The organism is Microcoleus sp. FACHB-831 (assembly GCF_014695585.1).
GTDB lineage: Bacteria > Cyanobacteriota > Cyanobacteriia > Cyanobacteriales > FACHB-T130 > FACHB-831.
In genome coordinates this window covers 1-9,236 of record NZ_JACJON010000071.1, presented here as the reverse complement: position 1 = coordinate 9,236, position 9,236 = coordinate 1, and the positions used below count along the sequence as shown (strand labels likewise).

The following is a 9,236-nucleotide window of genomic DNA, read 5'->3' as shown; positions in this document are numbered from 1 at the left end:
TCTCGCTCAAAGTTCCCGTCTAAAAAGCCATTTCATAGGGGAACTGGAACTCAATGTGAACATCTTAACTTCTCCATTCTCAACACTGCTTAGAGCTTAACCGAGAAGTATTGCGCGCTAAGGCGCTTCGCTTCGCTGACGCTATCGCGCAACTCCAATGGTTCTAACACTTCCATCTGTGCTCCAAATCCCAGTACATAAGCACAAGCTACCTCTGGTGCATCAAACCGCATTGCAACAGGAATCCACCCCGCTGCATCGGGTGAACCAATCTGCTCTATCTTGGCAAAATATCCGGCATAGCGTAGTCGCGGCAACACTTCTGGAGCAACACGCACTATCTATCACTTCAAAGCGTGGCAAATTAGCTTTGAACTCCACCAGCGATCGCTGCCAATACTCAGCTAAGTTGAACTCACTCGGACGAATGCTGGGAAACTCCGTTAGGGTAGCACTCTGTATCCGTGAGATACGATAGAAGCGATACGCTTGTAGTTAGTCACCGATTTTTAAAACATTAACAGGGATAAAAGAGCTAAAGAATCTATAAATGTCAATCAGTCAAACCCTACAGAATTACTGGGCTGGGATGGCAGCTTATAACCGTTGCCACCCACCAACTTTTACCTCACAGTGGCAAGCATTTAAAAGTGAAGCATCAGAATTCATTAGACCTCTTGCGGAAATAAGAAAAATGTTTTAAATAAAACAGGAGAAACTAATATTTAAAACTTCCTAAATGTCCTATAAAAAAGCAACATAACTTCCTCCATTTCTTTTCAAGCGGCGATACGGTGTTAGCCTCAAAACATTTTGGAAAATGGTATAAGTAGTACGGAACGCCCGCGCAGGGAAGCCGTGGTAGCCATGCCAAGTTATCAATTCCCGACCAAATTCTGATGGCTTTACAGTATTGGCGGGAGTACAGAACCTACTTTCATATAGCACAAGATTGGGGAATCCATGAAGCTACAGCATATCGGACAGTCAAGAGAATTGAAGACATTTTAAGCAAAGCTGACGAATTTCACTTGCCCGTGTCAGCGCCAATTACAACAATCGGAATCAGAAATCGAAGTGATTATTGTTGATGTTGCATAAACGGAAATTGAGCAACCCAAAAAAAACAGAAACACTACTATAACGAGAAACAAAAGTGTCATACACTAAAAATACAGCTAATAATTAATCAAACCGACAAATCAGTAATATGTACAAAGTTTGGAAAGGGAAGACAACATGATTTTCATATATTTAGAAATAGTAAAATCAAAGTAATACAAAGAGTTTAGCTTTTAGCTGACAAAGGATATCAGGGGATTAATCGTTACCATAGCAATAGTTATATCCCCCATAAAAAGCCTCGAAAGGGAAAATTGACTAGCGAGCAAAAGCAACAAAATAAAGAACACGCTCGTCTTCGATTTCGGGTAGAAAATGTGATTCGACATCTCAAGATATTTCGGATTTTATCGAGTCGTTATCGGAACAGCAAGATTGCGGTTTGGTTTACGGGTTAATTTGATTGCTGGACTCTATAACTATGAACTGAAATTCGCCATATCATCCTAATTCCGCAAGAGGTCTATTGAAAGCCCCAGCATAGTTGAAGCATGGGACGTTTTACATTCAGCAGGGAGATTGTTGTGGAAACTAACAGGAATGCCACTGCAACTATTAGCTTTTCCGACTGTTAAAAAACACGGCGAGCGTTATGCTCTTTACGGTTGCATCCGCAGCCAGCATAATTGTGAAGGTAAATGCTGTGTTATCTCCAAGAGGCAGATTTAGCTTGAGCAGATAAAGAGCGATCGCTTGATTGTCGATATCGACTTGCGTTGACCCAACAGTTTACTACAAATACTTTTAAACTCATGCCGAATACGACAAAGACAAGTGGAAAATGACCCTTACTTTTAATCAAGCAGCTTAATTGCCATCTACTATTTGTGTTGAAAGATGGCACCACTCAACAGGCGGCTATAACTGGTATGAAAGGCGTCAAGCTGAGTGAAGGCGTGTTTCAGTTCACACACAAAGATGCGCGATGGTGGTCTGGGCGAGGAAAGTATTCATTCACCTATGGAAACATCCCCGCAGGTTCAACTGGTACGTTACTGAACGTAAGTTTCTGCTCATGCTCAACTGCTACTCAACCACCGTTACCTGAAAGCTAAGGATGAACAAATATAGGGAGCCGCCGCAACACTATCAATGCTATTCTCAATTGCCGGACAGGTGGGAATAGGGAACTATTCCCACCTACAGGAAAGTTTTCTCTTAGCTCCAATCGACCGTTCTGGGTTGATAGAGCAGGACTTCTGAACCGCAGCTAAAAGTTCTAATCGTTCTATCTGCTTTGATGGGTAGGCATTGAGCCTACTTCTTTGGTTTTACTCCCCAGGAAAAATCTGAGCCATTAACGGGATGCCATTTTACCTATTTCCATTTTATCCCACCCAGTCAATCGGGTCAGGTTGTCCATCCAGCGTTTGTTCCATTTCCGATAGCTTAACCGTGCTATGCAAAAAGCACCACTCTTGGGACGACGAATCACATATCGCCCTTGAAAAATATTAAGCGAGGAGACTTTAGAAGAGATTGCCGTAGCTTCTGTGAAGCGGTCAAACTCCGGCCCCACTATCCGAAACTCTAAATCTTCTGGAAACTTTTCTTGAGTGTAGCGTACATGTAACCGGGTAACATAGGACGAATTAAACGGGTCTATTTCCGGAAGTAATTCCATGAGTTTCAGTATCTCGCCTTGCGACACAGTGCAGGGGTCACACTTGCCGAAGCTCTGACGATCTAAGCGCTTAATAGCTCCAGCATATTCTAAGAAAGCAACATTTTTTCCTTGTCGCTCGTATTCTCGCTGAAACATTACTTCATAGAACTTGCTGAAATTATCCTGTTCTTTGAGGAAGTACGGCAATTCTTCACCGGATGGTTTAGATTGTTGTGATGTATTATCCGTAGGAATGGGCGCAGTACGATAGTTGCTGACTTCTGCATAACCATCAGGGGAGAGAATGTGAATAATTAAATCTTGTTCTCCGGTAGAGTTCAAAGTTCCTAAGCGGATGGGTAGCATAAACTTGGGTGATTCATAATCCAACACAATCGGACGCAGGAACCCATAACCGCTTTTTTCAAATTCTGTAAGGTTCACTTTAACGACAAAAAATTTCATGCCTTGAGCGATATAAGATTGCAGCATTTGCTGCGCTCCGGTGGGGACTTTGTAGCCATTCTGAATGAGCCAAGTTGTCAATCCATTAGACTGTTTAGCACTTAGAATCACAACATCGTATTCGCCTACCGTGAATTTGTCTTCAACCGTAACATTCAAAGCAAAGTTAAAAGGAGATCCTTTACCTTTATTGGCTTGTGGATATATTGAAGGCAAGGCGAGCGCAAGGAATATACCAATTAGAAAAAATACTACCAAAAATTCCTTTAATCGTCTTGCTCGTATTGCCCAGACAAGCGCTACAAAAGGTGACAAAATTAGTAGTGAATTTACCCCCATTACAAAGAGGTTTATTTCTTCAATGCAAGGATCATCAATGTATTCCGCCAACCGAGGAGCCGTAAAAGCATTGAGTCGTTCAACAGTTTCTAAGTTACCAACTCTCACCTGGTCGCGATTCGGTACTACAGGAATCGGTACAATTCGAGCAAAGTCTTTAACATCTCCTTGATAATCATTGGCCATGCTAAAAATACTGCGATTCCCACTGTGAGCAATAACAACTCGTGAGGAAGAGTTGTGCAGTTGAGAGTCAGCTTTGCCAACAAAAAATCCGCAAAATGCCAAGGCAGTTGGCGTATTCCAGATAAACACGATAAATACGCACAACAGTGCGAGCGGGTACTTAACCCAACGTTGGTTCATGGTTTTATTCCCTAGCTAAACAATGCTCAAGACTTAAACCAGCCCACTTTTATAACGGCAGCTTTAGCAGGAGAGCTAGTTGTAGAGTGCGTCAGGATGCACCCTACAACTAACCCTATCTAAGGTATGAAGTCTTGACTAATAACAACTGAACTTAACATACCCGGCAGCGGGTCAAATCTTATCACCAGGACTAAAGCCCCTGTCACATGCGAGGCACGAGGCAGTATGCCCTTTGGGTTTATCGCCAATATTATCTACTTTGCTCAGAGGCCTGCGGAATGTTGGCTAATACTATTTTGCTAAATGGTACAAAAGGCTTAAGACAACGAGCAATTCACAAAGTACGCTGCGTCTAATGCTGACTTGTCCTAACAGATTTGGCGACCGCTATACTAAAAATTCTTTCTTTCTTATTGCCATTTATTGGCTCTAGCTTCCTGATTAGAGGGCATCCCGACCCGTGATTACTTCTACTGGCTAGAATATAATCCTGCTAATTTCTAGCAAAATAAGCCGGGTCTTGATCCCGCCGATGCTTTGGAGGAATCGGCTGACCTTGTTCATCACCGACCAAGCTTGCCGTTTTTTCCAATGCCTCTCTTAGTCGCTTGGCAGCAAAAATTGACATATCGCGAGGTACATTAATGCGTGAGCGTAAATATCTCAGCGCACTATCAGAGCCAGTCGGTGGCACACAAACAACACCCGTCATCATCATCGTCAATGCACAACGCAGAGCTTGATCAAACAATTCATCATCAGCCGGATTGGCTCGAATAATATTAGCGCGATGCTTGATCGTCCGAATTAGCGCTTCCGCACGGGAGCTTTCCGGTTCTGGGTAAGCCACATCAGGCAGCCCAATCCAAGGACCATTATCTACCCGATTTTTATTCAACAGCATCTGAGCCTCACCATTTTCCCAGCAACCTCCCATCTGAGGAGGTAAGTCATGTGCGTGGGTGTGAAAGTCGCTCTGAGTGCCGCGATAAGTCGGTCGGCTTTCCATCCCATCAAACCAGGCCGCCAAGTAAGAATTCTCCTCTCGCAGCGAGTAGCCTTTGTAATAATACAGACTGGCGTTCATGCGTTCGACATAAGGCGTGAAGATGACATCAGCCGTACCGAACTCTTCCAGGAAGTATGGACCTTGAGTAGAGGCGAGAGCCAACTCAACCTTATTTACGACTCTAATAAATTGCTCTCGATGGCGCTGCTCTTGTCCAAGCGACACCAACGGAGCGCAAAGCCAGCTACACCAAGCTCTAAATAAAAGTCGTTCGAGTTGGCGCAGGGGCAGTACTGAGGGGCTTTCCATACCCTGCCCTAAAGGACCAAAGGCAAGTTCTAGAGCAATCAAAATGTTATCGCTCTCGGTAATGAGGCGACCGTCTAACTCCAGTGCTGGTAACATTCCCGATGGGACAAGGCGTTTGTACCAGCTTTCTTTCTCCCCGTAACAAAACATTGTCACTTTTTCGATGCGATAGGGGATTTGTTTTTCTTCCAGCCATAGCCAGACTTTTTGGCAATAGGGACACCAGGCATGGTTGTCGCGGTAGAGCGTTACTCGCACATCGGCTGGAGTTTGACCAAACAGGCGTAGTCGGGCGATCGCATTAGTGAGACCGTTTACGGTGTCAATTTGATAGTCCGTCAGGGCTTCTAGTTCCCTCCAGCTTAGGGGAGCGCTCGTCATGGGAATGGGTAGGCGTTCTGGATTTGTTAAGTTATGAGTCATTACTCATTCTGACGGGTTTTGTAGGAATATTCTTGGCGTGACGCAGCGAACGTGGAAATTCCCACTTTTCCTATCAACTTCCCAATTCCTGCTTACGTTGATTTTTGGCTTGTAGCGCTTGTGCCTTCTCCTTCTTGCCAGCTTTCAGAGATCTAGGTGGAATGTTGGAGGGTAGCGAACGCAAAGAGGAAAATTCAAAGACATCTTTCTCGGGGAGAAAGATTGCCTTGATTTCTATAAAGGATGCCTGTCCCTGCTGCTCTTTATCCAGTTTGGGATTGAAGCGAAAGGGTTTAACTGGAGCATTACGCCAGAGGAGTGGGATGTGAGAGGCTTTCATAAAGTTCACTTTCTGCTCTGGGGGAGCTTCTTTGATGTATGTAAGCCGTTCATCACTAAAGTTTTTTTGTATGGTGATACAGGGTGTCTGACAGACGGGGATGAACTGCCATAACCCAGAAAGTTTAAACTCTCTGTCCTGCAATTGCCTGTCTATACTCGAACTATCGGACGGTGTGATGGATTGTATTGGAGTAACGTTGACGCTGGTGAAACCAACTAACTGAAAGCCGATGACGTAGGGCTGCTCTCGCGAAGGGAAGTGCATCACCTTGGGATAGACAATCAAGCGCAGTTGGGACTCAGCGGTTTTTTTGAGGTGTAATTTGAGAGCATCAAAGGCTTTTTTATGCGAGGAAGCATAGAACAAAGGGTATTGTTTGTCAGCGATTGTTACAAATGCTTTTTTGTCAGAAAAAGCGACTTCCCCAACAATAATCCCTACAGCTTGAAAGATGGCATCGGGATTTTCTGGCAGCGAGGGGTTTATTTCAGCCGTCGGTGAGGGTGAGCGCTTGATGGGTTTGAGTATTTTTTTGGTTTCGGTTATTGATGTGGGCGTCTCACCAGAGGTGAGTGCCTCAACGGGTACGGAAGGTTCGACGGGTACGGGGGGTTCAACAGACGCGGGTGAGGAGGTCTGTGTTTCTGGAGTTTTTGAAAGTGGCTTGAGCGCAATTAGATTAAGTTTGGTAGTCGCCGGTGCTGATTGGGGTTTTTGCGACTTATGTGGTTTTTTCGTTGCCATAAGAAAATGTGTCAGTTTACGCCTTTTGAAAGTGGCTTGACCGCTTCAATATCCGTCACGTTGTAAACCATATAGGAAACGAAAGTGGTATCAATGGAACTATCTTTATCGATTTGTCCCGCGCCAGTCACAGTACTTCCTGTGCTGACTGGTTTTGGCTTTTTAGTCTATGGTAACAATGCCCGCAGGCACTCAGCATAAATCGCCCTCAACCCCTTTTAACTGATTCCAGGGTATTATATCTATCGCACGACTAAGAGCCATTGTCTAGGCATTATTGACAGCGGTTGCGATCGCTTTCTTTGATCTGTGGGTCAAGCTGCCGCTCCTTCTCTACTAAAGCCGATTAAAACCCTTGTACCCCCTAAATTTTAGGACATAATCTGCAAATTTTTCCTTTAGGCATCAGCTAAAGGTTGCGATCAAATAAAGGCCGATCGCGTTGCAGGTTCTAATTGGAACTTCTAGAGATTGCAGGTACGACCAATGCTTGGAAAATGAAGTGTGGCTGCTAGATTTACAGTTTGAAATCTAATGAAGCCGATTGCATTCTCGTGTGCTGAGGGCATCGTATTCTATCCTTCAAGTTACTTTTGTAGAGAGAAAAGTCTTAGAAGTGGCTAGTAGAACGCGCTCAAATCGCCCAACAATTTAAAGCATTTGAATTTTTTTACGTTAGATGAATTTTTTTACGTTACAGGTACGGGATCTGGGAATATAATAGGCTGCAACCAATTGCTGCCATGATTGAATTAGGTGTGACGCAGCTTAGTGAAGCGGCGGATCAAATATGCTGCGAGTAAAAAGAACGGTGCCCAGCTGATGAAAAAGAGAAAAAATGCTGGCGAAAACGAACCAGGCTGGTTGCCCACATAGGCACTGGTAGATGGATCGTCGCCCCCGATCGCTATTGCGATCGCTGGTCCAAATCCCTGAAGCGCACCCCACCAACTGAATGCTGCCCGCGCAGCTCATGCCAAAGCGATGTCGCGCCACATCTATCGCACGGTGATTATCCAAGGACGAGGTAGTTCTCGCCATGACAATGACAATGAGGATGAAAGTCCAAATCATCCACAGCGCACCAGTCCAGGGATTGAGTCGCATGCGTGATGATAAGTGTGAGTAATAGTCCGGTAGCGACGAGCAAGCTGGGAACCGCCGTCATAGCCATTTCCCCCGACTGCCGACGGAATACACGCGGCGGTGTTACCTCTCGTAAAATGTAGAGAATGCAAAGACCCACGAATAAGAAGCCCAGGCGTGCCGGATACGTGGTGGGCATGGTGTAACCCGCGTATTTTGTATGGTTTTCTTTTACGAAAAAGCAGAGTCGAACCCCATCGAGCACGATACCGCTAAGGGCTAGGGTGACCATCGACCAGGCGAAAAAGCGTCCCGAATTAACGTGCAATCTGCTGCCCTTTCGCGCTCTGAAAGCTGCAACGGCCGAGAGCGGTGCGATAGCCCCGGCAATGATGTGGAGTAAAAGCATCATCAAGAAGACCGAGTTGGCGCTTGAGCTTCCGTAACTAACTGGCTTGTGAAGCAAAAACGTTGATTCCACTGCTCATTCCTATTCTGACTGCACGCAACTGACAAGTGAGGCATGATTCTCGTAATTTTAGCAGTCTCTCAAACAATTCATTGTGGGGCGGGGGAAAACGCCTCAAACTCGCTGACCTATCTAGGACGGCTTTCACTTGTTTGTACAGAACCGCTTACTTCACCGCTTCCAACATTGCCAAAGAAGGCGATCGCGTTTCCCCTATGCTTGACAAAAAACCTCCAATGTGGCTCAAGTATGGCGTAGATCGTGAGGATAACTTAGCCACTATTGAAGATGTAGCCAGCGATAAAACGTAGTTAACCTGTCCCCTATTGCGGTGGTGGCTTAACAGCCAAGAAAGAGAAAGTTAAAGCTCATCACTTTGGATATGCTGAGGACAGCTGCTACCCAGTAGCCAAAAATCAAGTTCCCTTTCTCCCCCTGTAGGATAATTCCAATATTGAGCTTTTGGGGAAGAAACTCCAACAGTTAAGGAACCTGTGTCGAGAATATCGGAACGCTTGCTATGCCATTTTTTTATTGCAGTTTCGCTTGGTTTTGAGGAAGATATTTGAGCCTCATACTCAACTAGAAGGCTATAGCTTCGCACCAATGGGCAAAATTCTAGTAGAAGGTTTGCCACTAACACAGTTTAACTAAGTCCAAGAACCCTAGTAAACCGCTCCAGGGGTGTGGCTTGAATGAATATGTGAATATGTTAGGAATGCCCACATTCGGGTCACCCACGCGCAGCGCGCCGAAACAGCCAACCCGATCCGGCAAACAACGTGATGAAGAACCCATTTAGCGCCAGAATCTCTGCTGGGCCGCTCCATGGAAGACCCGGCGTTGCATAATGGTGCTATGAATTGAGGCTAAATCTGATGCAATGTCCTGAATGCGGTTCCAATCATATCCGTAAGAACGGTAAGATGCGAGGTAAACAAAATCACATTTG

Annotated in this window: 10 protein-coding genes and 1 pseudogene; 5 read left to right on the top strand and 6 right to left on the bottom strand. The window is 45.1% G+C overall.

All coding sequences use genetic code 11. The features are described 5' to 3' along the window. Window positions 1–89: 89 nt before the first annotated feature. Complete coding sequence (locus H6F77_RS22280; RefSeq protein WP_199321488.1) at window positions 90–338, bottom strand: WYL domain-containing protein; 249 nt, start codon at window positions 336–338, stop codon at window positions 90–92. A gap of 212 nt (window positions 339–550) precedes the next feature. Here H6F77_RS22280 and H6F77_RS22275 point away from each other — a divergent pair, with 212 nt between their 5' ends. The 3 genes and pseudogenes from H6F77_RS22275 (at window position 551) to H6F77_RS22265 (ending at window position 2,177) form a co-directional block, all read left to right on the top strand. Next, the gene (locus H6F77_RS22275; protein WP_190491105.1) at window positions 551–703 is read left to right on the top strand and encodes a hypothetical protein; all 153 of its coding nucleotides are present in this window, start codon (window positions 551–553) and stop codon (window positions 701–703) included. Between the two features lie 60 nt (window positions 704–763). Beyond that, a pseudogene (locus H6F77_RS22270) lies at window positions 764–1,572 on the top strand (IS5 family transposase); the annotation flags it as partial. A gap of 377 nt (window positions 1,573–1,949) precedes the next feature. Further along, complete coding sequence (locus tag H6F77_RS22265) at window positions 1,950–2,177, top strand: hypothetical protein (protein ID WP_190491104.1); 228 nt, start codon at window positions 1,950–1,952, stop codon at window positions 2,175–2,177. Between the two features lie 242 nt (window positions 2,178–2,419). Here the strand turns inward: H6F77_RS22265 and H6F77_RS22260 are convergent, their stop codons facing one another. From H6F77_RS22260 to H6F77_RS22245, 4 genes are all read right to left on the bottom strand, one after another. Continuing rightward, window positions 2,420–3,898, bottom strand: a complete 1,479-nt coding sequence (locus H6F77_RS22260) for a DUF2330 domain-containing protein (RefSeq protein WP_190491103.1) — start codon at window positions 3,896–3,898, stop codon at window positions 2,420–2,422. 496 nt (window positions 3,899–4,394) lie between these two features. Continuing rightward, window positions 4,395–5,642, bottom strand: coding sequence for a glutathione S-transferase family protein (locus H6F77_RS22255; protein WP_242022460.1), 1,248 nt, complete (start codon window positions 5,640–5,642; stop codon window positions 4,395–4,397). Between the two features lie 73 nt (window positions 5,643–5,715). Then, window positions 5,716–6,729: a hypothetical protein gene (locus H6F77_RS22250; RefSeq protein ID WP_190491102.1), complete on the bottom strand. Its 1,014-nt coding sequence runs from the start codon at window positions 6,727–6,729 to the stop codon at window positions 5,716–5,718. A 1,012-nt stretch (window positions 6,730–7,741) separates the two neighbouring features. Beyond that, window positions 7,742–8,296: a hypothetical protein gene (locus tag H6F77_RS22245; RefSeq protein ID WP_199321487.1), complete on the bottom strand. Its 555-nt coding sequence runs from the start codon at window positions 8,294–8,296 to the stop codon at window positions 7,742–7,744. A 35-nt stretch (window positions 8,297–8,331) separates the two neighbouring features. Here H6F77_RS22245 and H6F77_RS22240 point away from each other — a divergent pair, with 35 nt between their 5' ends. Further along, window positions 8,332–8,595, top strand: coding sequence for a hypothetical protein (locus tag H6F77_RS22240; protein ID WP_190491101.1), 264 nt, complete (start codon window positions 8,332–8,334; stop codon window positions 8,593–8,595). 50 nt (window positions 8,596–8,645) lie between these two features. Here H6F77_RS22240 and H6F77_RS27625 read toward each other — a convergent pair whose 3' ends face one another. Then, a complete protein-coding gene (locus H6F77_RS27625; RefSeq protein ID WP_206753490.1) occupies window positions 8,646–8,921 on the bottom strand; it encodes a hypothetical protein in 276 nt (91 codons plus the stop codon). Between the two features lie 241 nt (window positions 8,922–9,162). Between H6F77_RS27625 and H6F77_RS29020 the strand changes: the two genes are divergently transcribed. Beyond that, window positions 9,163–9,236, top strand: a 74-nt coding sequence (locus tag H6F77_RS29020; RefSeq protein WP_514131599.1) for a transposase-like zinc-binding domain-containing protein, incomplete at its 3' end; no start/stop codon positions are given.